This is a genomic window from Methylorubrum sp. GM97 (genome assembly GCF_024347855.1).
GTDB lineage: Bacteria > Pseudomonadota > Alphaproteobacteria > Rhizobiales > Beijerinckiaceae > Methylobacterium > Methylobacterium extorquens.
The window spans coordinates 1,549,156-1,569,824 of the sequence record NZ_AP025942.1 but is presented as its reverse complement, the minus strand read 5'-3'; the positions used below and the strand labels follow the sequence as shown (position 1 = coordinate 1,569,824).

The 20,669-nt window shown below is 69.5% G+C and carries 21 protein-coding genes; 13 read left to right on the top strand and 8 right to left on the bottom strand.

All coding sequences use genetic code 11. The features are described 5' to 3' along the window. Positions 1-94 precede the first annotated feature (94 nt). From MSPGM_RS07350 to hisG, 3 genes are all read left to right on the top strand, one after another. On the top strand, positions 95-982 hold the full coding sequence (locus MSPGM_RS07350) for a TIGR01459 family HAD-type hydrolase (protein WP_003597720.1): 888 nt from the start codon (positions 95-97) through the stop codon (positions 980-982). A gap of 145 nt (positions 983-1,127) precedes the next feature. Then, on the top strand, positions 1,128-2,291 hold the full coding sequence (locus MSPGM_RS07345) for an ATP phosphoribosyltransferase regulatory subunit (protein ID WP_003597717.1): 1,164 nt from the start codon (positions 1,128-1,130) through the stop codon (positions 2,289-2,291). After that, positions 2,288-3,265, top strand: coding sequence for an ATP phosphoribosyltransferase (gene hisG, locus MSPGM_RS07340; RefSeq protein ID WP_003597715.1), 978 nt, complete (start codon positions 2,288-2,290; stop codon positions 3,263-3,265). Before MSPGM_RS07345 ends, hisG begins: the two co-directional genes overlap by 4 nt. 148 nt (positions 3,266-3,413) lie before the next feature. On the opposite strand, the gene MSPGM_RS07335 is transcribed toward hisG, so the two are convergent. The 4 genes from MSPGM_RS07335 to hemE form a co-directional block, all read right to left on the bottom strand. Beyond that, positions 3,414-3,755, bottom strand: coding sequence for a lysozyme inhibitor LprI family protein (locus MSPGM_RS07335; RefSeq protein WP_003597713.1), 342 nt, complete (start codon positions 3,753-3,755; stop codon positions 3,414-3,416). Between the two features lie 85 nt (positions 3,756-3,840). Next, a complete protein-coding gene (gene hemJ, locus MSPGM_RS07330; protein WP_003597711.1) occupies positions 3,841-4,281 on the bottom strand; it encodes a protoporphyrinogen oxidase HemJ in 441 nt (146 codons plus the stop codon). Beyond that, positions 4,274-4,723 carry an NUDIX hydrolase gene (locus MSPGM_RS07325; protein WP_012752471.1) on the bottom strand — a complete coding sequence of 150 codons (450 nt, stop codon included), beginning with the start codon at positions 4,721-4,723 and terminating at the stop codon, positions 4,274-4,276. The genes hemJ and MSPGM_RS07325 overlap by 8 nt, the downstream gene beginning before the upstream one ends. Beyond that, positions 4,720-5,802 (bottom strand): uroporphyrinogen decarboxylase, encoded by a 1,083-nt coding sequence (hemE, locus tag MSPGM_RS07320; RefSeq protein ID WP_003597707.1) that lies wholly within the window; start codon positions 5,800-5,802, stop codon positions 4,720-4,722. Before hemE ends, MSPGM_RS07325 begins: the two co-directional genes overlap by 4 nt. A gap of 747 nt (positions 5,803-6,549) precedes the next feature. On the opposite strand from hemE, the gene MSPGM_RS07315 reads away from it, so the two are divergent. The 9 genes from MSPGM_RS07315 to MSPGM_RS07275 all read left to right on the top strand — a co-directional run bounded on the left by MSPGM_RS07315 (position 6,550) and on the right by MSPGM_RS07275 (position 14,463). After that, positions 6,550-7,380, top strand: a complete 831-nt coding sequence (locus MSPGM_RS07315; protein WP_003597705.1) for a pyruvate, water dikinase regulatory protein — start codon at positions 6,550-6,552, stop codon at positions 7,378-7,380. Positions 7,381-7,391: 11 nt separating this feature from the next. Then, positions 7,392-8,528 carry a glycosyltransferase family 61 protein gene (locus MSPGM_RS07310; RefSeq protein ID WP_261926239.1) on the top strand — a complete coding sequence of 379 codons (1,137 nt, stop codon included), beginning with the start codon at positions 7,392-7,394 and terminating at the stop codon, positions 8,526-8,528. 16 nt (positions 8,529-8,544) lie between these two features. Further along, the gene (locus MSPGM_RS07305) at positions 8,545-9,159 is read left to right on the top strand and encodes a Maf family protein (RefSeq protein WP_003597702.1); all 615 of its coding nucleotides are present in this window, start codon (positions 8,545-8,547) and stop codon (positions 9,157-9,159) included. Positions 9,160-9,173: 14 nt separating this feature from the next. After that, positions 9,174-10,202, top strand: a complete 1,029-nt coding sequence (locus MSPGM_RS07300; protein WP_003597700.1) for a cation diffusion facilitator family transporter — start codon at positions 9,174-9,176, stop codon at positions 10,200-10,202. Positions 10,203-10,230: 28 nt separating this feature from the next. After that, entirely contained in the window at positions 10,231-11,067 is an 837-nt protein-coding gene (locus tag MSPGM_RS07295) for a shikimate dehydrogenase (protein ID WP_003597698.1), read from the top strand. Then, positions 11,064-11,684, top strand: coding sequence for a dephospho-CoA kinase (coaE, locus tag MSPGM_RS07290; RefSeq protein ID WP_003597696.1), 621 nt, complete (start codon positions 11,064-11,066; stop codon positions 11,682-11,684). Before MSPGM_RS07295 ends, coaE begins: the two co-directional genes overlap by 4 nt. A 70-nt stretch (positions 11,685-11,754) precedes the next feature. After that, a complete protein-coding gene (gene dnaQ / locus MSPGM_RS07285; RefSeq protein ID WP_003597693.1) occupies positions 11,755-12,465 on the top strand; it encodes a DNA polymerase III subunit epsilon in 711 nt (236 codons plus the stop codon). Positions 12,466-12,671: 206 nt separating this feature from the next. Continuing rightward, positions 12,672-13,121: a CopG family transcriptional regulator gene (locus MSPGM_RS07280; protein WP_003597691.1), complete on the top strand. Its 450-nt coding sequence runs from the start codon at positions 12,672-12,674 to the stop codon at positions 13,119-13,121. A gap of 73 nt (positions 13,122-13,194) precedes the next feature. After that, the gene (locus tag MSPGM_RS07275; protein WP_003597688.1) at positions 13,195-14,463 is read left to right on the top strand and encodes an alpha/beta hydrolase family esterase; all 1,269 of its coding nucleotides are present in this window, start codon (positions 13,195-13,197) and stop codon (positions 14,461-14,463) included. A 34-nt stretch (positions 14,464-14,497) separates the two neighbouring features. On the opposite strand, the gene MSPGM_RS07270 is transcribed toward MSPGM_RS07275, so the two are convergent. Together MSPGM_RS07270 and MSPGM_RS07265 are read right to left on the bottom strand one after the other, a co-directional pair. Next, positions 14,498-14,953, bottom strand: coding sequence for an NUDIX hydrolase (locus tag MSPGM_RS07270; RefSeq protein WP_003597687.1), 456 nt, complete (start codon positions 14,951-14,953; stop codon positions 14,498-14,500). Further along, positions 14,950-15,831, bottom strand: coding sequence for a 4'-phosphopantetheinyl transferase family protein (locus MSPGM_RS07265; protein ID WP_003597686.1), 882 nt, complete (start codon positions 15,829-15,831; stop codon positions 14,950-14,952). Before MSPGM_RS07265 ends, MSPGM_RS07270 begins: the two co-directional genes overlap by 4 nt. A gap of 157 nt (positions 15,832-15,988) precedes the next feature. Here MSPGM_RS07265 and ampC point away from each other — a divergent pair, with 157 nt between their 5' ends. Further along, positions 15,989-17,152: a class C beta-lactamase gene (ampC, locus tag MSPGM_RS07260; protein WP_003597685.1), complete on the top strand. Its 1,164-nt coding sequence runs from the start codon at positions 15,989-15,991 to the stop codon at positions 17,150-17,152. 4 nt (positions 17,153-17,156) lie between these two features. On the opposite strand, the gene MSPGM_RS07255 is transcribed toward ampC, so the two are convergent. Then, positions 17,157-17,567 (bottom strand): GNAT family N-acetyltransferase, encoded by a 411-nt coding sequence (locus tag MSPGM_RS07255; RefSeq protein ID WP_003597684.1) that lies wholly within the window; start codon positions 17,565-17,567, stop codon positions 17,157-17,159. Between the two features lie 7 nt (positions 17,568-17,574). Beyond that, positions 17,575-20,487, bottom strand: coding sequence for a preprotein translocase subunit SecA (gene secA, locus MSPGM_RS07250; RefSeq protein WP_003597683.1), 2,913 nt, complete (start codon positions 20,485-20,487; stop codon positions 17,575-17,577). Positions 20,488-20,669 lie beyond the last annotated feature (182 nt).

Below are 20,669 nucleotides of genomic sequence, written 5' to 3'. Positions count from 1 at the left end.
GGGAAGGGTGGGCGCGAGCGGAACCGGCCGGCGGTCTTCAGTGAGACGCGAAGACGGGTATAGAGCCCGCAACACCGCCCGACCGGATCCTTCGATGACTCACCCTTCCGTCCCGACGCTGCGCCACTTTGCAGAGGTCGCCGAGCGCTACGACCTGATCCTGTGCGATGTCTGGGGCGTGCTGCATGACGGGACGCGGGGCCATGTCGCGGCCGGCGAGGCGCTGATCCGCTTCCGCGGGCTCCCCGGCCCGCGTCCGCGCCGGGTGATCCTGGTCTCCAACGCGCCCCGCCCGTGGCAAGGCGTGCAAAAAATCCTCGACGGCTACGGCGTGCCGCGGGAGGCCTACGACGCGATCCTCACCTCCGGCGATCTGACCCGGCGGCTGATCGCCGAGCATCCGGGCGAGCGGGTGTACCATTTGGGGCCGGAGCGCGACGCGCCGGTCTTCGACGGGCTCGACCTCACCCTGGTGCCGGCGGCAGAGGCGCAGCGCATCGTCTGCACCGGTCTGTTCGACGATGATACCGAGACGGCGGAGGATTACCGCGCGGCGCTGGCCGAGTTCCGCGAGCGCACGGTACCGATGATCTGCGCCAACCCCGATCTCGTGGTCGAGCGCGACAAGAAGCTGATCCCCTGCGCCGGCCTGATCGCCCAGGCTTACGAGGCCATCGGCGGCGCGGTCGTCTATGCGGGCAAACCCTATCGGCCGGTCTACGAGACGGCGCTGGCCATGGCCGGGGAACTCGATCGGATGCCTGCGCCGGACGTGCGCCGCACGGTGGCGGTGGGCGATGCGATCCGCACCGACATCGCCGGTGCGGCCGGTTACGGCATCCCCTCGGTGCTGGTGGCCCGCGGCATCCATGCGGAGGAACTCGGCGTCACGGCCGAGCACCACAGCCTCGGCGACATCGCCGATTGGCTGTCGCGCCAGGAGGTGAAGCCCGACGCGGTGATCGAGCGGCTGGTCTGGTAATCGAGGAGGTCAGCGGAAAGCCGGCCCCCCTTCCTGCCCATTCTATGGCTCTTACGCAGTCCGATCCGCGCGGAAATACCCCGGCACGGTCGCCAACCGGTGACACGATTGCTATGGGGGCCGAAATCAAGCTGGATCCGAGACGATGACGAGACCGGAGGCAGGCGGCCCGAGCGGCGCGGAGGCGTTGCGCCATGTGCGGCTGTCGGCGCATTTTTCCGCCTGCGGATACGTGCCCGCATCGCCCCCCGTGCTGCAGCCGGTGGAGCCGTTCCTCGAATTGTCGGGCGAGGATATCCGGCGGCGCATCTTCGTGACGCAGGACGCGAACGGGGCCGAACTGTGCCTGCGGCCGGAATTCACCATTCCGGTCTGCCGCCTGCATCAGGCGACGCGGCCCGGCGAGAGCGCCGATTACAGCTATCTCGGCCCGGTCTTCCGCCTCGTGGCGGGCGAGCCCGACGAGTTCGTTCAGGGCGGCATCGAGTCGATCGGGCGCACCGACACCCCGGCGGCGGATGCCGAGGTGCTGGGGCTCGCCCTCGAAGGGCTCGCCCTGCTTGGGCGCTCCGATGTCACCGTGCGGCTCGGCGATATGGGCCTGACCCACGCCTTCCTCGATGCCCTCCACGTGCCGCCGGTGGCCAAGCGCCGGACCCTGCGGGCGATCGCCGCCGGGCGCTCCCTCGACGAGGTCGCCAACAGCGTGCAGGCCGAGGATCGCCATGCCGGCCTGCTGGCCGCGATCCAGGGCCAGGATGCGGGTGCCGTGCGCGCCTTCGTGGAGGACGTGCTGTCCATCGCCGGCATCTCGCAGGTCGGCGGGCGCAGCGCCGGGGCCATCGCCGAGCGCTTCCTCGCCAAAGCCTCGGCGCAGGCGCACGGCGGCGCCGGCCTCAACGCGACGAACCGCGAAGTAATCGAGCGCTACTGCGCCATCTCCGGTGATCCCGATGCGGCCGTGGCCGCGGTGCGGGCGCTGGCGCGCGAGGCGGGTCTGACCCATGACGGGCTGGAGGCGGCGCTCGCCCTGTTCGAGGAGCGCACCGGCTTCATGGCGGCGCGGGGTCTGCCGGTCGAGCGCTTCCGGTTCAACGGCGGGTTCGCGCGTAACCTCGACTATTATACCGGCTTCATCTTCGAGGTGACGGGTCCCCAGGGTGGCCCGACCCTGGTCGGCGGCGGGCGCTACGACGGGCTCCTGCAGCAGCTCGGCAGCCCAGTGCCGCTGCCGGCGGTGGGCTGCGCGTTCTGGCTGTCGCGCTGCGCCCAAGCCGACACGAGCGGAAGCGAAGGAGTTGTCGCGTGACCGATTCGCCCCTCGTTCTCGCCGTCCCCTCGAAGGGCCGGCTTCAGGAGAATGCCAGCGCCTTCTTCTCCCGCGCCGGGCTCAAGCTCGTGCAGAAGGCGGGGGCGCGTGAGTATCGCGGCACGCTCGCCGGCCTGCCCGGCGTCGAGGTGCGCTACCTCTCGGCCTCCGAGATCGCCGGCCAGCTCGCGAGCGGCGCCGCCCATCTCGGCGTGACCGGCGAGGATCTGATCCGCGAGATGCTGCCCGATCCGGGCGCGAGCGTCGAACTCTTGACGCCGCTCGGCTTCGGCCATGCCAGCGTGGTCGTGGCGGTGCCCCAGGCGTGGATCGACGTGCGCGCCATGAGCGATCTCGACGAGGTCGCCAGCGAAATGCGCCTGCGCCAGGGCCGGCGGATGCGCATCGCCACCAAATACGTGAACCTGACGCGCCGCTTCTTCGCCGAGGCCGGCATCGCCGATTACCGCATCGTCGAGAGCTTAGGCGCCACCGAGGGCGCCCCGGCGGCGGGCTCGGCGGAGATCATCGTCGACATCACCACCACCGGCACCACGCTCGCGGCCAACGCGCTGAAGATCCTCGATGACGGGGTGATGCTGCGCTCGGAGGCCAACCTCGTCGCCTCGCTGAAAGCCCCCTGGGGCGAGACGGCGCGGGCCGCTTTGCGCACCGTGCTCGGCCGCATCGCGGCGGAGGAGCGCGCCCGCACCAGCCGCGAGGTGCGCGCGGGGCTACCCGAATCCGGCGAGATCGATCTGGCCACGATCGCCGGCCTGCACGAGGCCGAGCTGCCCTACGGCGCCCCGCGCGGCGCCGACGGCGAGATCGTGATGCGCTGCCCCGTGGACGCGGTGTTCGACCTCTCCGACGCCCTGGTGCAGGCCGGGGCGCGGTCCGTCACCGTGCGGCGGATCGACTACGCCTTCGCGGCGGAGAACCCACTGGCGGAGCGGCTGCTGGCGCGGCTGTGAGATAGGCTTCCCCCCTCCGCGACCTCATCCTGAGGTGCGGAGCGAAGCGGAGCCTCGAAGGATCTTCCAGATCCCGCGCGATTTCTGGAGGATCCTTCGAGGGCGCACACGCGCCACCTCAGGATGAGGGGTTTGCTGGGAAAGCGCCCTACTGCCCGCCCTGCTTGGCGAACTCCGACAGCACGCCCCGCAGCACCTTGAGTCGGCCCTCATAGGCCGCGGTGAGGCAGGCCACATCGGCACCGCAGGCGCGGCGGTCCTTGAGCCAGGCCTCCTGATCGTCCTGCATCTTGGTGCGGTTGCCCATCGGCAGCAGGTCTTTGAGGATGTCGAAGCGCACCGCCATCTCGACGTCGAGGTCGTTGAGGGCGCGGGTGTCGCAGATCGTCTTCTCGTCCGGCGTCTCGGCCTTGGCGCAGGCGAAGCTCGCCGCCGCCGCGGGGGAGGCTGCCGCGAGGCTCAGGGCGAGGGCGAGAAACAGCGTACGCATCGGACAGGCTCCCGCGTGAGCAACGGCCACGCTTTGCCTTTCCAACGGCTCGTGCGCGCCCCGGTGCCCGGAGCCGGGCAAAAAATCAGCTCCAGGGCTTCACGATCGCGAGGATGACGATGACGATCATCAGCAGCGTCGGCACCTCGTTGATGACCCGGTAGAAGCGCTGGCTGCGCGTGTTGCGGTCGGCGGCGAAGTCCTTGACCGTGCGGGAGAGGAAGCCGTGCACGCCGCTCATGGCGACGACGAGGGCGAACTTCGCCTGGAGCCAGGGTGCGGCGTAGTAGCCGCTCTGCCACGCGAGCCAGAGGCCGAGGATCCAGGTGACGATCATGGCCGGGGTCATGATCGCCTTGAGCAAGCGCCGCTCCATGACCTTGAAGGTTTCGGACTGCACCCGCGAGCCGGCGGGAAGGGCGGCGTGATAGACGAACAGGCGCGGCAGGTAGAGCATCGCCGCCATCCAAGAGATGACCGCGATGACGTGGAAGGCCTTGATCCAGGGGTACAGGGTCTCAAGCACCGGCTGAGGCACTCCGTGTGGGGGATGCGGCGCTTAAGAGCGCCAGGAATTGTCCGGTCAGAAGTGGAGCGAGCGGCAAAGCGGCCGGGTCCGTTCCGCCGGTGAGCGAGAGCCAGCGGATCTCCTCGATCTCCGCACCGCAGACAGGGTTCAGGCCGCGAGCGGCGCCCTGCCGATAGACGGTCGCTTCGACGATGTGGCCGGGCTCGTTGGCCGCCTCCGCCTCGAACCGGCCGAGCCGCACAGCCGTGCGGGCGTCGAAGGCGAGCGCGAGTTCTTCCCGGAGTTCGCGGGCAAGGCAGGCGGCATCGGACTCATCCGCCTCGAACTTGCCGCCCGGGAGCATGAAGCGGAGGCTGCCGCGCTTGCGCACCAGCAGCAACGCCTCGCCCGTCTCGTCCCGGCGCGTCAGAGCCAAGGCCGCGACGCGGATACGCGTCACCGGCTGCCTCTGAGCCGGGCTAGCATCTGCTCGACATGGGCGATCGGCGTCTGCGGGGTGATGCCGTGGCCGAGGTTGAAGATGTGCGGCAGACCCTCGGTCGCTGCCAGGATGGCATCCACGGCCGCGTCCAGGGCCCGCCCGCCCTCGATCAGGGTCTCGGGGTGGAGGTTGCCCTGGGTGACCGTCGAGGCCGGCACACGGGCTCGCAGGGCGGCCAGATCGACACCCCAATCGACACCGACGGCGCTCGCGCCGGTCTCGGGCACGACGCGGGCATGGCCCTCCAGCCCCGATCCCTTGGCGAAGACGATGATCTTCGCGTCCGGCACCTGCGCCCGGACACCCTGAACCATCCGCGTAATCGGCCCGAGCGAGTAGCGCTTCAGGGCATCGCCGTCGCTCGACTCGGGCAGCACACCGGCATGGGATTCGAAGATCTGCACCACGTCGGCGCCGGCACGGAGCTGGCGCACGAGATATTCGGTCTGGACGGCGACGAGCCGGTCGAGCAGCGCATCGAGCAGCGCGGGGTCGGCCGCCGCCAGCGCCCGGGCCGGGGCGAGATCCACCGTGCCGCGTCCGCCGATCATGTAGCTCGCCACGGTCCAGGGCGCGCCGCAGAAGCCGAGCAGCGTGGTCTCGTGGGGAAGCGCCCCGCGGATGCGCTCGACGGCCTCGAAGACCGGAGCCAGATGCGAAAAGATCGCCGGGTCGCCGGCCTCGCGCAGGCGCTCGAACTGGGCGCGGCCTTCGAGCGCATCGAGGCGCGGACCCTCGCCCTCGACGAAACGCACGTCCTGGCCGAGCGCGTGGGGGATGACGAGGATGTCGGAGAACAGGATCGACGCCTCGAAGCCGAAGCGGCGGATCGGCTGGAGCGTCACCTCGGTGGCGAAGGCGGGGTTGTAGCAGAGATCGAGGAAGGATCCGGCCTCGGCTCGGGTCGCCCGGTATTCCGGCAGGTAGCGGCCGGCTTGGCGCATCATCCAGGCCGGGGGCGGGGAGATCGCCTCTCCCGACAGCACCCGCAGCACCGGCCTTTCCGCCACCGTTGCCGCCGTCTTTGCCTCCGCCATGCCTGAAGCCCGTATCCTGCCTGATTGCCGTTCGGGGGAGACCGGAGGGATCGCGACCGCGCCATCCCCACCCCGGCCCTATTCAAAGAAAGAGAGATTCTAGAATCTCTGTTTTTTCTCTTGGACGTTGGATCGTGATGCCGCAAGCGCGTCCACAGGCCCTCCCCACGGCCACGGCGTTAATCCCCTCTTAACGGATTGGATCTAATGTCGACGATAGGCCAAGCTCAGCAGTGGCTTGCGTGGGCCCGTATGCCCTGATGGCTGCCTCGGTCCCGGATTCTCCCATTCGGGCGACTCCATCGTGTGCGCAAGCTCGAGGTGTTGAGGGCGGAGTCGATGGATTTCGGGGCAACCCGCCGTCGCGCTCGGATCGGGCCTGGTTTTCCCCACTTATCGACTCCCTGGACCCGCCCTGGGGACAGCGTGGCGGTGGCGGAACGCTAAAGCGCTGATAACACAATCGAAATTTTCTGGGGTGGCGACGGAATCGGCCGCTGCGCCGCCCTGCCGGAGCGGTTCGGCTTCGTCCTTTGATGACGGAGCGGGTCGGGCCCCGGCATGATCCGCGAGGGTCGGCGACGCGCTCCGGTCGCCGCGATAACGGACCGTCCGGCCGCATAGGAGCCGACGTCCCCACGGCCGACGGCAATTCGGCATCGCGCTTGCCCGAGAAAATGCTCTAAGCATCCCCTCGGGGCGGCTGTGTCGCCTCGCACCGAGCGTCACGGCAGAGACGGGCCGACGATGAGCCGCAGCTACTTTCATCTCCACCTCGTCTCGGACTCCACCGGCGAGACCCTGATCAATGTCGGGCGCGCCGCCGCGGTGCAGTACGAGGGCATCTCGGCGATCGAGCACGTCTACCCGCTGGTGCGCTCGGGCGCGCAGCTCGAACGGGTGATCTCCGAGATCAAGGCGGCGCCGGGCCTCGTGCTCTATACGCTGGTCGGCCACGAGCTGATCGAGCGCCTGGAGGAGGCCTGCCGCGAGACCGGCTCGCCGACGCTCAACGTGCTCCAGCCGGTGCACGCGCTTCTGCGCTCCTATCTCGGCGCGACCTCGACCGAGCGGCCGGGCGCCCAGCACATGCTGAACGCCGAGTACTTCAAGCGCATCGACGCGATGAACTTCACCCTGGCCCACGACGACGGCAACCTGCCGGCCGATCTCGACGAGGCCGACGTGGTGCTGGTCGGGGTCAGCCGCACCTCGAAGACGCCGACCTCGATCTATCTCGCCAATCGCGGGCTCAAGACCGCGAACCTGCCGCTGGTCCCCTCGATGCCGCTGCCGCCGAGCTTCGAGCGGGTCAAGAAGGCGCTGATCGTCGGGCTGATCGCCAGCCCGGAGCGGATCGTGCAGATCCGCCAGAACCGCCTGCTCAGCCTGAAGGCCGACGACAACTCCTCCTATGTCGATCGGCAATCGGTCTCCGACGAGATCGCCGCCTCGCGCCGGCTCTGCGCCAAGTACCGCTGGCCGACCATCGACGTGACCCGCCGCTCGATCGAGGAGACGGCCGCCGCGATCCTCGATCTCTACCGCGAGCACCGCCTCAAGTTCATCGCGACCTGAGGCTCCGGCACATGGAAGACGCCGGCCTCGCCGCGGCCGATCTGCGCGAGACCGTCCAGGCCGGGCGCGGGCGCTGCACCGATCTCAGCCTGTCCTACCGGGACTGGGCGCCCCCGCCCGAATTGCTAGTCGGCGCGGTGACGCCCAAGCTGCTGCGCGTCTACCACGAGCAGACCACCGTGCTCGGGACGAGCCTCTACGAATTGCCGGGGGCGGAGGTGACCGAGGAGGGCGTCGTGCTCCTCGACGGCGTGTTCCAGTACGCCGCCCAGCTCAACATCTTCTCCGTCAACTTCGAGGGGCATTTCCGCGCCATCGCCGCGCGGCTGCCGGATCTGCGCCGCGTCACCGTCGAGGAGCCGGTGGTGCTGCTGACCGGCATGGGCCACCAGATGTACGGCCACTGGTTGGTCGATTTCCTGCCGAAGCTGTTCCTGCTCGACCGGGCCGGTCACGACATCACGCGGCTGCGCTACCTCCTGCCCGCCGACACGCCGCGTTTCGCACGGGACTGGCTCGGCCTCCTCAGCATCGGCGAGGACCGGCTCGTCGTCTACGACCGCAGCCGCGATCTCGTCGTCTGCCGCTCGCTCCTCGTGCCGACGGCGCTCCGCTTCATCAGCCGCGCCTCGCCGCTGATGCGGCAGGCCCGCCGCTTCCTTCTCGAGCGTGCGGCGCCTGGCTCCCGCTGGCCGCCCCGCTGGCGTCTCGGTCGCCGCCGCGAGAAACAGGGGAGCGAAAAACTCCTGATCTCCCGCTCGGACAATGCCGGCACGCTCAACCGGCGCACCCTCGCGGAGCGGGCGGCGTTCGAGGCGCAGGCGGTGGCCCGCGGCTTCACCCCCGTCCGGCCGGAGCGGCTGAGCGTGCCCGAACAGATCGCCCTGTTCCGCTCCGCCGGCACGATCATCGGCGAGTACGGTTCGGGGCTGCACGGCTCGCTGTTCGCAGGCCCCGGCACCACCGTGGTGGCGCTGCGCGACAACGGTCTCGAACTCGGCTTCCTGCAAAGCTCGATCGACCACACGCTGGGCCATGCCAGCGGCTACGTGATCGGCTCGGAACGCTCGGAGGAGGGGTTCTTCTCCGTGGCGCCCGAGGATATCGACTTCCTGTTCGATTGGCTCGACTGGCGCGGCCTGCGCTGACGGATTCATTTTCGACGTGAACGCTTCCCCCCTCTGGCTCGCCCCCGCACCGCTCCTTCTCGCCTCGGCGAGCGCCACCCGGCGCGATCTCCTGACGGGGGCCGGCCTGCCGGTGGAGACGGCGCCCGCGCAGATCGACGAGCGCGCCCTGGAGGCCGAGGGCGGTGCCCTGGCCCCGGTCGAGTTGGCGCGGCGGCTCGCCCAGGCCAAGGCGGAGGAGGTGGCGGCCCGCCATCCCGGCCGCGTCGTGATCGGCGCCGACCAAGTGCTCGAATGCGAGGGCCAAGTCTTCCACAAGCCCGCCGACCTCGCGGCCGCGCACGCCCATCTCGCCCGGCTCCAGGGCCGGACCCACGCGCTGCATTCGGCGGTCGCGATCCGGCGCGGCGGCCGCGCGGAGGATTTCGTCGAAACTGCGCGGCTGACACTGCGCCCCCTCGATGCGGGCGCCATCGACGCCTATCTGCGGCTCGCGGGCGCGGCGGTCACGAGTTCGGTCGGCGCCTACCAGCTCGAGGGGCTCGGCATTCACCTGTTCGAGCGGGTCGACGGCGACCATTCGACGGTTCTCGGCCTGCCGCTCACGCCCCTTCTCGCGCGGCTGCGGGGCATGGGCCTGCTGGCGTTCTGACACGGCGAGGGACGATGGACGACCACCGGCAGGATCATCGGCAGAGCCACCGGAAAGACCACGATCATGCCGGTCATGATCATGAGCATTCCCATGATCACGATCATGATCATGGGGGACATGCTCACGGCGGGCTTGCTCATGGCGGGCTTGGTCATGTTCACGCCCCGAAGAATTTCGGGTCGGCCTTCGCCATCGGCATCGCGCTGAATCTCGGCTTCGTCGGCGTCGAGGCGGCCTATGGCTGGCTCTCGAATTCCATGGCGCTGGTGGCCGATGCCGGCCACAACCTGTCCGACGTGCTCGGCCTCGCCGCCGCCTGGATCGCCGCGGTGCTGGTGAAGCGGGCGCCCTCCGCGCGCTTCACCTACGGCCTGCGAGGCTCCTCGATCCTCGCCGCTTTGTTCAACGCGGTGGTACTTCTGGTCGCCACCGGCGGCATCATCGTCGAGGCGGTGCAGCGCTTCCTCGACCCGGCCCCGGTCGCCGGCACCACGGTGATGGTGGTGGCCGGCATCGGCATCCTCATCAACGGCTTCACCGCGTGGCTGTTCGCCTCGGGCTCCAAGGACGACATCAACATCCGCGGCGCCTACCTGCACATGCTGGCCGACGCGGCGGTCTCGGCCGGCGTGGTGCTCGCGGGCCTCGTCATCCTCGCCACCGGTTTCGATTGGATCGACCCGCTGGTGAGCCTCGCCATCGCCGCGCTCATCATCGCCGCGACCTGGGGGCTCCTGCGCGACAGCGTGGCGATGTCGCTCGCCGCGGTGCCGTCCGGCATCGATCCGGAGGCCGTGCGCGCCTATCTCGCCGCCCGCCCCGGCGTGCGCGGGCTGCACGACCTGCACATCTGGCCGATGAGCACCACCGAAGTCGCCCTCACCGCCCATCTCGTGATCGCCGACGCGGCGCCCGACCGGCTCTTCCTCAAGGAGACGGCGGACGCGTTGCGGGCGCGCTTCGGGATCGGTCACACCACAATCCAGATCGAGATCGAGGGGCAGACCGCCTGCACGCTGCCGACGAGCTGCGTCGCGTGATGTCTCTCGACTTTCCCAGCAGGTTTCCATGACAGCCAGGGCCTTCGTCGTCGGCCATCCGATCCGGCATTCCCGCTCGCCGATGATCCACGGGCACTGGCTCGCCGAGCACGGGTTGGATGGCAGCTACGAGCGCATCGACGTGGCGCCGGAGGCGTTCGAGGCCTTCATCCGCGGGCTTCCGGCCTCGGGCTTTGCCGGCGGCAACGTCACCATCCCGCACAAGGAGGCGGCCTTTCGGCTGGCGGACTCTCTAACGCCCCGTGCCAAAAAAATCGGCGCCGTGAACACGCTGATCGTCGAGGGCGGCCGCGTCCGCGGCGACAACACCGACGCGCCGGGCTTCATCGCCCATCTCGATCACAGCCTTGGGGAGCGCTGGCCCGAGCGGACCGGCGGGTCCGCCCTCGTGCTCGGCGCGGGCGGCGCGGCGCGGGCCATCGTCGTCGGGCTGGTGGAGCGGGGGCTCTCGGTCCGCGTCGCCAACCGCAGCCCCGAGCGGGCGCGGGCGCTCGTCGAACTCGACCCCGAACACGTCGAGGCGCTGGCCTGGGAGGCCGTGCCGGACGCGCTTTCCGACACCGGGCTTCTCGTCAACACCACTTCGCTCGGGATGGCAGGCCACCCGCCGCTCGAACTCAACCTCACCCCGCTCCCGGACCGCGCGGCGGTGGCCGACATCGTCTACGTGCCACTGGAGACGCCGCTGCTCGCCGCGGCGCGGGCGCGGGGGCTCGCGGCGGTCGATGGGCTCGGCATGCTGCTGCACCAGGCGGTGCCCGGCTTCGCAGCCTGGTTCGGCCTGCGGCCCGAGGTGACGCCGGCCCTGCGCCAACAAATCGTCGCGGATCTCGTCGCGAAATGAGCGCTCCTGAACACCCCCGCCCGCCCGTGGTGCTCGGCCTCACCGGCTCGATCGGCATGGGCAAGTCGGCCACCGCCGCGATGTTTTCCGCCCGCGGCGTCCCGGTCCACGATTCGGACGCAGCGGTCCACGCCCTCTACGGGCCGGGCGGCGCCGCGGCGCAGGCGATCGGCGAAGCCTTTCCGGGCACCCTGACACCGGAGGGCGGCGTCGATCGGCCGGCCCTGCGCAAGGTGGTGCTCGGGGATTCCGAAAAACTCGCCCGGCTGGAAGCGATCGTGCATCCGCTGGTCCGGGAGGAGAGCCGGGCCTTCCTCGCCCGCAATGCCGGTGCCCCGCTGGTCGTCCTCGACATCCCGCTCCTGTTCGAGACCGGGGCCGACGCCCGCTGCGACGCCGTCCTCGTCGTCACCACCCCGGCGCCGGTGCAGCGCGCCCGCGTGCTCGCCCGCCCCGGCATGACCGAGGACGCGTTCGAGGCGATCCGCGCCAAGCAGATGCCGGATGCCGAGAAGCGCGCGCGGGCGGACTACGTGATCGACACGAGCCGCGGGTTCAAACCCGCGGAAGCGGAGGTGGGGCGGATCGTCGAGGAACTGACCAGCCGAACCCGCTGAAGGGCTCGGCCGGTTAACGCATCCTTGGCGAGCTGCGCGCAGGTTGTTCTCCTGCATCGGATCAGAAAAAATGCTGCGCGAGATCGTCCTCGATACCGAGACCACCGGCACGGAGGCTCGAAACGGCGACCGGCTGATCGAGATCGGCTGCGTCGAACTCATCAACCACGTCCAGACCGGCGAGACCTTCCACCGGCTCATCAACCCGCAGCGGGCGGTGTCCGAAGGGGCGTTCGCGGTGCACGGCATCTCGGATGCGATGCTCGCCGACAAGCCGGTCTTCGCCGAGGTGGTCGATGCCTTCCTCGAATTCTGCGGCGATGCGCGGCTGGTGATCCACAACGCGCCCTTCGACGTCGGCTTCCTCAACATGGAGTTCGCCCGGCTCGGGCCCGCCGCGCCGAAGGCCATCGCGCTGGAGGACGTGGTCGATACCCTGCTGCTCGCACGCCGCAAGCATCCGGGCGCGGCCAACAACCTCGATGCCCTGTGCAACCGCTACGGCGTGGACACCACCCGCCGCGTCAAGCACGGCGCGCTGCTCGACGCGCAGATCCTGGCCGAGGTCTATGTCGAGTTGCTCGGCGGCAAGCAGACCAGCCTGGGGCTCAGCATCGCCGAGCCGGCCGAGACCGTGGCGCTCGGGGCCTTGACTGATTCGGGTCCGGTCGGCCCGCGGCCGATACGCAGCCGCCTCACCGAAGGCGAGCGCTTGCGGCATGACAGCTTTGTCGAGAGCCTCGGAACAAACGCCGTCTGGCGGGAATACATGGAACCGTGAGCCCATGATCGCAGCGGAAACGATCCGTTAAGTCTTTCTTCGCGTGCGGTCTTTGGCGTCGAAGCGCCCGTCGTTCGGCCGACGAGGCGTAAGCGGCGCCTCTCCAACCTCATCACCCGTCTTGCTGCAATGCAAAAAACTTCATCTTGCAGTGCAGCATAAGCCCTCCCATACCATCCCTGTGGCTGGCGCAGGGATGTCGCGCGATGATGGACGTGGTGCAGGAGAGACGGCCGGATGCCCCGATCGCCGTGCGGTTCGGGGCCAAACCCGGCGACCATGAGAAAATCACGGTCAATCTCGGCTTCGTCGATCTCGGGCATGTCGATCTGCTCGTTTCGGAAGGCGTCTACGCCAACCGCAGCGACTTCATCCGCACGGCGGTGCGCAACCAGATCGAGCGGCACGCCGACATCACCCGCCAATCGGTGGCCCGCAAACCGATCGAAGTCGGCCTGCGCCGCTACGGCCGGGCCGAACTGGAAGCGGCGCAGGCGGCGGGGACACGGCTCGACATCCGCGTCCTCGGCCTCGCCGTCATCGCCGACGACGTTCCCGCCGACCTCGCCAGCGCCGCGATCGCTTCGATCGAGGTGCTCGGCAGCCTTCAGGCGAGCCCCGCCGTGAAGCGGGTGCTGGCCGACCGTCTGCCCTGATCCTCAAAAAAATCCCCCTCGTGACCCGCTGCGCTCGCGCGCGCCCGTCGCCGACCCGGAAAGCGAGACCCGCATGACCGAACGTCACAACGCCTTCTTCACGGATATCGCCGAGGCCACCCGCCTGACCCAGGCCGGACGGCTCGGTGAGGCGACCGCCCTCATCCAGCGCAGCCTCGGTGGTGCAAACCTCTCCGCCGAGGGTGCGCGGCCGACCGATGCGTCGCCCGCCCCGCACGGGACGCCGCGCCTCGAAGGGCCGGCGACCCGGCTCGATCCGGAGGTGGGTGCGGCCCAGGCGACGGATCACGCGACCCTGATCCCCGAACGGCTTCGCGAGAACATCGACCACGTGATGCAGGGCCTGCGCTCGCTGGTTCCCTCGCTGAACGGGCTGACGGGCGGTGGCCAGCAGGCGCCCGGACCCAACGGGACCGAACCCGACGGGGTCGCGTCGGAGGGCGGCCAGTTCGTCGAGCGCAGCTTCTCCAACGCCGCCGGGGCGCGGGACTACAAGTTGTTCATTCCGAGCCCGCGGAGCGGACCGCGCCCGCTGCTCGTGATGCTGCACGGCTGCAGCCAGTCGCCGGAGGATTTCGCGGCGGGAACGCGGATGAACACGCTCGCCGAGGAGGAGGGGGTCTACGTCGCCTATCCCCGCCAGACGAGCCGGGCCAACGCGCAGAAGTGCTGGAACTGGTTCGAGCCCGGCGACCAGGGCCGGGAGATGGGGGAGGCCGGCATCGTTGCGGGCCTCGTCCGCGCGATCTGCGCCGAGCATTCGATCGATCGCTCCCGCATCTACATCGCCGGGCTCTCGGCGGGCGGGGCGGCGGCGGCCAACATCGCCCGGGCCTATCCCGACCTGTTCGCGGGCCTCGGCGTGCATTCGGGTCTCGCCGCAGGCTGCGCCCGCGACCTGTCCTCGGCGCTCTCGGCGATGCGGGTCGGCGCGCCCGGTGCGGCCGAGCCCGGAGGTGCGGCCGGCTTCGGCGCCGGCGCGGTGACGCAGAAGCTGCGGGTCCCGACCATCGTCTTCCACGGCGAGGGCGACGGCACCGTCCATCCCCGCAACGCCGACGCCGTGCTGGCGCAGGCCGGCATCGACGCTCTGACGCCGCGCCAGGAGGGCGGGATCAACGGCCGTCACAGCTACACCCGCACCCGCTACGCCGACGAGGCCGGCCGCATTCAGGTCGAGGCATGGTCGGTGCAGGGCGCGGGCCACGCGTGGTGCGGCGGCAGCTCGGCGGGCAGCTACACGGACCCGAACGGGCCGGATGCCTCGCGCGCGATGCTCGATTTCTTCCTCAGCCACAGCCTGACGGGCGGCCAGGGTTGAGCCGAGGCCGGAGCAGCGTTCCGGAATCCGGTCCTCACCGTTCGGGACGATGCGCCAGCGCGGCCGCAAGGCCGTCGGGGAAGAGGGCGGCGCCGTCCGGAAGGGCGGCCGGCCGGAGCCAGCGCGCGGTGCAGGCCGTGCCGTCATCCTCGCTGAAACGGATTACGTCGCGGTCGTAGAGGGCCGCGTCGTGAAGGCGGATGTCGGCCGCGAAGACGATCTCATGGCCGAGCGCGCCTTCGTGGCGATAGATGTTCTCGAACACCGTCCAGGGCCCGGTCATCGTCACGCCGCAGCCCAGCTCCTCCCGAAACTCCCGGTCCAGCGCTTGTTCGCGGCTCTCGCCGAAGGCGACGCTGCCGCCGGGCGGACGCACGCCCTTGATCCGGCCGCGATCGTCGAGAACCTCGACGGCCAGCAGCGCGTCCCCGCGCCAAGCCAGCCCGATCACCTTGACGCGGATCTGTTGGGGTGGGCGCCAGGTCGTCATCGGTGTCCGGTCTCTTCGCGATCGCCGTCGCGAGGGGGCGGTACGGCGTCTTCGGCCCGCCACCGCCTTGCAGCTTCGGCCAAGCCCGATCGCAGCTCTTCCCAGGCCGCCGCTTCGACCGCAAGCGCCGCCGCCGGAGGGCGCGGCAGAACGAGGGCGGCAGCGAGATCACCTGCGGCGAGGCTCAGGCCCCGGTATTGCGCGAAATTGGCGAAGGTGACGCCGAGCCCCGGCGGCTCCGTCACGACGCTGCCGACGGCCAGAAGATCGAGTGGCACGGTGAGGCCGCAGCGCAGGGTCTTTGACAGCGCCTCCTTCAGGCACCACAGCCGCGTCAGCCGCTCGGCCTCCGACGCATCGAGCCGGGCGGCGATGTGCCGACGCTCGGCGGCAAGAGTCTGGCGCGTCAGCAGCGCGATGTTGGCCGGCTGAATCCGCTCCAGATCGATCCCCATCGGGCAGGCCTCGGGAAAGATCACAGCCACGGCGACCGGGCCGGCATGGGACAGGCTGATGCCGAGGTTTTCGACTCCGGCGCCGGAGAGAACCGGCTGCTCCAGCACACCGGGCCGGATCGCCAGATCCCGCGGGTCGAGCTCGGGCCGAAAGGCGGCGAGCGCGCATTTCGCGGCGTAGCGCCCGATCAACAGGCCGTGGCGGCGCCGTGCATGGAGCCGGTCGGTGAGCAGCGCCTCTTCGGCTGCGTGAAGAAAGCCGCCGCGATGGGCGTCGAGCCAATCGAGCGGTGCGCTCGCGAGCGCCAGAACGGCCTGAATCGGGCCGGTCCGGGGCGCCTCGAGCGTGAGGCGCAGGCTCCGCACCAGCGGGACGGCAGTGCCCGTACCTGCCGCGCTTTCGGCGCTTTCCTCACCCGTCATGGCCGCCCACTCGCCTCGCTTGCCTTCGCGCATCGATCCCGGAATCGGATCCAGGACGACGCGCGAAGCTCTTGTTCTCGCATCATCTTTTTCCGAAAGCCGCGATCCACCTTTCGGGATGATGCTCTAGCCAAGAAGGAAACGCGCCATCTCCGCAATGCGAAAGCGCGTGCTGGCCGCCCTCGTCCTGAGCGGCTTACCGCATGTCACGGCGCCCGCTCTGGCTGCCGACCCGTCGGCGCGGGTCGCCGCCGCGGTCGAGCAGGCCTACCGCCCGCTCCTGAAGGCATACGACGTGCCCGGCATCGCCGTCGCCGTGACGCGAGAGGGGCATTCCACCGTCTTCACCTTCGGGCTCGCCGACCGGCAGCGGCAGCGGCCGGTGACGCGCGACACGCTGTTCGAGATCGGCTCGGTCAGCAAGACCTTCACGGCGACGCTCGTCTCCTACGCGCAGGGACTCGGCCGGCTCTCGCTCGATGATGCGCCGAGCCGGTTCCTGCCGGAGCTGCGGGGCAGCGCGCTCGATCGCGTCAGCCTGCTCGATCTCGGCACCTACAGCGCGGGCGGCCTGCCGCTGCAATTTCCCGATGCGGTGGCCGACGAGGCGGCGATGATCGCCTACTTTCGCCGCTGGCAACCCTCCGCGCCGCCTGGAACGCAGCGGCTCTATTCCAATCCCAGCCTCGGCTTGTTCGGAGCCGCCGCCGCGGCGGCCATGGGCGGCGACTTCGCCGAGCTGATGGAAACTCGGCTGTTTCCGGGGCTTGGCCTGAAGCACAGCTTCATCCGCGTGCCGGCGTCGGAGAGCGAGCGCTACGCCTGGGGCTACGGCAAGGATGGCACGCCGATCCGGGTCAATCCGGGCGTCCTCGACGGGGAGGCCTACGGCGTCAAATCCAGTGCCGCCGACATGATCCGCTTCGTCGAGGCCCATCTCGACCCCACCCGCCTCGACCCGCCGATGCGGCAGGCGGTTCAAGGTACGCAGGTCGGGTATTTCAGGGTCGGCGCGATGGTGCAGGGGCTCGGCTGGGAGCAGTTTCCCTATCCGGTCTCGCTGGAGCGCCTTCAGTCCGGCAATGCGGAGCCGATGCGGTTCGAGGCGCAACCCGCCGCGCGGCTCGACCCGCCGCGGACGCCGACGGGGGTCACGCTGTTCGACAAGACCGGCTCCACCAACGGCTTCGGCGCCTATGTCGCCTTCGTGCCGGCCAAGCGCATCGGCCTCGTCATGCTGGCCAACCGCGCCTTTCCGATGCCAGCGCGCATCGCGGCGGCGCACGCGGTGCTGGAGGCGTTGGCAGCCGAAGAGCCCTGACCCGTCACCGCTCCCGGTCGATGCGGAAGGCGTGCGGCACGCGCGGCATGCCGATCGCCTCGTAATAGCCTTCGATCCCGGGTGCTGCGGTGAGCAGAAGGGAAGCCTCGGGGCCGACCGCGATCCGCGTTTCCGCAATCAGCCGGCGGCCGATGCCGCGACCCTGGCAGTCGCGGGCAACCGCGAGGGTAGCGAGGTACGCGCAGAAGGCGAAATCGGTGAGCGTGCGCGCGACGCCGACGAGGCGCCCGCCGAGTCGAGCGGTGACGATCAGGTCGGAACCCTTCAGGATCCGCCGGAGCCGTTCGAGGTCTTCGTCCGGTCGCCCCGGCTCAAGCCCGGATTCGACGAGGACACCCCGAAAGGTCTCCGCGTCGAGATCCGGCTCCAGCGCGTAGAAAAACGCGCCGCTCACCGTAGGCTCATGCCTCGGTGGCGAAGCGGCCGTGGCAGTGCTTGTACTTCTTGCCCGAGCCGCAGGGGCAGGGCTCGTTGCGGCCGACCCGGCCCCAGGTGGAGGCGTCGTCGGGATTGCGCTCCAGCACGGCCGCATCCGTGGAGAGTTCGCGCGCGGCAAAGCCGTAGGCGCCGCCCGCACCGCCGTCGCTGCCGGAGCCGGCAAAGGCGAACTCGTTCTCGCCGGTCACCGGGTCGCGGTGCTCGGGGAACATCGGCGGCAATTGCGGCTCGCTGAAGCCGGCGCTCTCGAACCCGCCATCGGCGAAGCCCTCCGGCTGCTGCTGCATGATCTCGACATGCGAGAGCTGGGCGGTCACCTGCTCGCGCAGGGCCGTGACGAGGCCGTTGAACAGCTCGAACGCCTCCGACTTGTACTCGTTGAGCGGGTCGCGCTGGGCGAAGCCGCGCCAGCCGATGACCTGCCGCAGGTGGTCGAGGGTGACGAGGTGCTCGCGCCAGAGGTGGTCGAGCACCTGCAGCACCACCTGCTTCTCGACATAGGTCATCACCTCCGCGCCGTTGCGCTCGACGCGGGCGGCGTAGGATTCATCGGAGGCCTTGCGCAGGCGCTCGCGGATCTCCTCGTCGGCGATGCCCTCTTCCTTGACCCACTCCTCGATCGGAAGGTCGAGGCCGAGCACGTCGAGCGCGCGGTGCTTCAGCCCTTCGGCGTCCCACTGCTCGGCATAGGCGTTCTCGGGGATGTGCACGGCGACGAAGTCGTCGATCACGCCGTGGCGCATCTCGTCCACGGTCTCGCGCACGCTGTCCTGGCCCATCAGGTCGCGGCGCTGCTCGAACACGACCTTGCGCTGGTCGTTCATCACGTTGTCGTACTTGAGCACGTTCTTGCGCATGTCGAAGTTGCGCGCTTCGACCTTCTGCTGCGCCTTCTCGATCGCCTTGTTGATCCAGGGGTGGATGATCGCCTCGCCCTGCTCCAGGCCGAGCCGCTGCAGCATCCCATCCATGCGGTCGGAGCCGAAGATCCGCATCAGGTCGTCCTTGAGGGACAGGTAGAACTTCGAGCGGCCGGGATCGCCCTGGCGGCCGGAGCGGCCGCGCAGCTGGTTGTCGATGCGCCGCGATTCATGGCGCTCGGTGCCGATGATGTAGAGCCCGCCCGGCAGATCCTTCTTCCGGCCCGCCTCCGGGTCGGCCTTCTCGCCCGAGGCCAGCACCTTGGCGCGGTTCTCGGCGATCTCGGCCTTCAGCGCTTCGATCGCGGCGTCGCGCTCGGGGCCCTCGGGCATCTGCCCGAGTTCCTTCTCGATGCGCATCTCGAGGTTGCCGCCGAGTTTGATGTCGGTGCCGCGGCCGGCCATGTTGGTGGCGATGGTGATCGCGCCCGGCACGCCGGCCTCGGCCACGATGTAGGCTTCCTGCTCGTGGAAGCGGGCGTTCAGCACGGCGAAGCGCTTGGTCACCCGGTTCTCGCGGGCGGCCTTGTAGACGTCGGTGAGCGCGTTCGGGTCGGAATAGTCGAGCAGGGTGTAGCCGGCTTTCTTCAGGAGCTCGCCGATCAGCTCGGACTTCTCGATCGAGCCGGTGCCGACCAGGATCGGCTGGTGGCGCGCATGCGCCTTGTCGATCTCCTTGATGATCGCCTCGTACTTCTCCTCGACGGTGCGGTAGACCTCGTCGTCCTCGTCGACGCGCTCGACCTCCTTGTTGGTCGGGATGTCGACCACGTCGAGCTTGTAGATCTCGGCGAACTCGTCCGCCTCGGTCGAGGCGGTGCCGGTCATGCCGGCGAGCTTCTTGTAGAGGCGGAAGTAGTTCTGGAAGGTGATCGAGGCGAGCGTCTGGTTCTCGGGCTGGATCGTCACCCGCTCCTTGGCCTCCAGCGCCTGGTGCAGGCCTTCCGAGTAGCGCCGGCCCTGCATCATGCGGCCGGTGAACTCGTCGATGATGACGACCTCGTCGTTCTTGACGATGTAGTCCTTGTCCAGGGTGAACAGGGTGTGGGCGCGAAGCGCTTGGTTCACGTGGTGGACGATGGTGACGTTGTGCGCGTCGTAGAGGTCGCCCTCCTTGAGGATGCCCTCGGCGCGCAATTCCTCCTCGATGAACTCGTTGCCGGCCTCCGTCAGCGAGACCTGCCGCTGCTTCTCGTCGAGGTCGTAATGTTCGGGCGTCAGGCGCGGCATCACCGTGTCGACCGCGACGTAGAGCTCCGAGCGGTCGTCCACCGGGCCGGAGATGATCAGCGGCGTGCGCGCCTCGTCGATGAGGATCGAATCGACCTCGTCGACGATGGCGAAGTGGTGCCCCCGCTGCGTCATCTGCGAGAGCTCGTACTTCATGTTGTCGCGCAGGTAGTCGAAGCCGAACTCGTTGTTGGTGCCGTAGGTGATGTCGCAGGCATACGCTTCCTTGCGCTGCCCGTCGTCGAGCCCGTGCACGATGGTGCCGACGGTGAGCCCGAGGAAGCGGTAGACCCGGCCCATCCACTCCGCGTCGCGCGACGCGAGGTAGTCATTGACGGTGATGACGTGGACGCCCTTGCCCTCGAGCGCGTTGAGATAGACCGGCAGCGTCGCCACCAGGGTCTTGCCCTCGCCGGTCTTCATCTCCGAGATGCCGCTCTCGTGCAGCACCATGCCGCCGATCATCTGCACGTCGAAGTGGCGCTGGCCGAGCACCCGCTTGGCCGCCTCGCGCACCGTGGCGAAGGCGGGCACCAGCAGGTCGTCGAGGCGGGTGCCGGCCGCGAGCTGGTCGCGGAACGCCTGCGTGCGGGCGCGCAGCTGCTCGTCGGAAAGGGCGCTGATTTCCGGTTCGAGGGCATTGATGGCCGCGACGCGTGGGCGAAAACCCTTGACGCGGCGGTCGTTGGACGAGCCGAAAATCTTCTTGGCGAGGGCACCGAGCATCGTGAACCTGCGGTCGTGAGGTCGTCGCGGGCGGCAGTTTCGGGCGCCGCCGGCCTGTGTTGGGCGGGCTTATAGAGGTAAATATCCGCAGGCGCATCCGGTAGTGCCGGACCGGATAACCAAGAGGTCGCCCGATCCGGGCTTTTGGCGGGCCTCCGTCGCCGGCGCCCGCCGCCGCGGGC

Bases quoted from the DNA above. Each gene is read 5' to 3' on its own strand.
- MSPGM_RS07350 (WP_003597720.1), top strand. From the start codon at position 95: ATGACTCACCCTTCCGTCCCGACGCTGCGCCACTTTGCAGAGGTCGCC.
- MSPGM_RS07345 (WP_003597717.1), top strand. From the start codon at position 1,128: ATGACGAGACCGGAGGCAGGCGGCCCGAGCGGCGCGGAGGCGTTGCGC.
- MSPGM_RS07335 (WP_003597713.1), bottom strand. From the start codon at position 3,755: ATGCGTACGCTGTTTCTCGCCCTCGCCCTGAGCCTCGCGGCAGCCTCC.
- hemE (WP_003597707.1), bottom strand. From the start codon at position 5,802: ATGGCGGAGGCAAAGACGGCGGCAACGGTGGCGGAAAGGCCGGTGCTG.
- MSPGM_RS07315 (WP_003597705.1), top strand. From the start codon at position 6,550: ATGAGCCGCAGCTACTTTCATCTCCACCTCGTCTCGGACTCCACCGGC.
- MSPGM_RS07310 (WP_261926239.1), top strand. From the start codon at position 7,392: ATGGAAGACGCCGGCCTCGCCGCGGCCGATCTGCGCGAGACCGTCCAG.
- MSPGM_RS07300 (WP_003597700.1), top strand. From the start codon at position 9,174: ATGGACGACCACCGGCAGGATCATCGGCAGAGCCACCGGAAAGACCAC.
- MSPGM_RS07295 (WP_003597698.1), top strand. From the start codon at position 10,231: ATGACAGCCAGGGCCTTCGTCGTCGGCCATCCGATCCGGCATTCCCGC.
- coaE (WP_003597696.1), top strand. From the start codon at position 11,064: ATGAGCGCTCCTGAACACCCCCGCCCGCCCGTGGTGCTCGGCCTCACC.
- dnaQ (WP_003597693.1), top strand. From the start codon at position 11,755: ATGCTGCGCGAGATCGTCCTCGATACCGAGACCACCGGCACGGAGGCT.
- MSPGM_RS07280 (WP_003597691.1), top strand. From the start codon at position 12,672: ATGATGGACGTGGTGCAGGAGAGACGGCCGGATGCCCCGATCGCCGTG.
- MSPGM_RS07275 (WP_003597688.1), top strand. From the start codon at position 13,195: ATGACCGAACGTCACAACGCCTTCTTCACGGATATCGCCGAGGCCACC.
- MSPGM_RS07270 (WP_003597687.1), bottom strand. From the start codon at position 14,953: ATGACGACCTGGCGCCCACCCCAACAGATCCGCGTCAAGGTGATCGGG.
- MSPGM_RS07265 (WP_003597686.1), bottom strand. From the start codon at position 15,831: ATGACGGGTGAGGAAAGCGCCGAAAGCGCGGCAGGTACGGGCACTGCC.
- ampC (WP_003597685.1), top strand. From the start codon at position 15,989: ATGCGAAAGCGCGTGCTGGCCGCCCTCGTCCTGAGCGGCTTACCGCAT.
- secA (WP_003597683.1), bottom strand. From the start codon at position 20,487: ATGCTCGGTGCCCTCGCCAAGAAGATTTTCGGCTCGTCCAACGACCGC.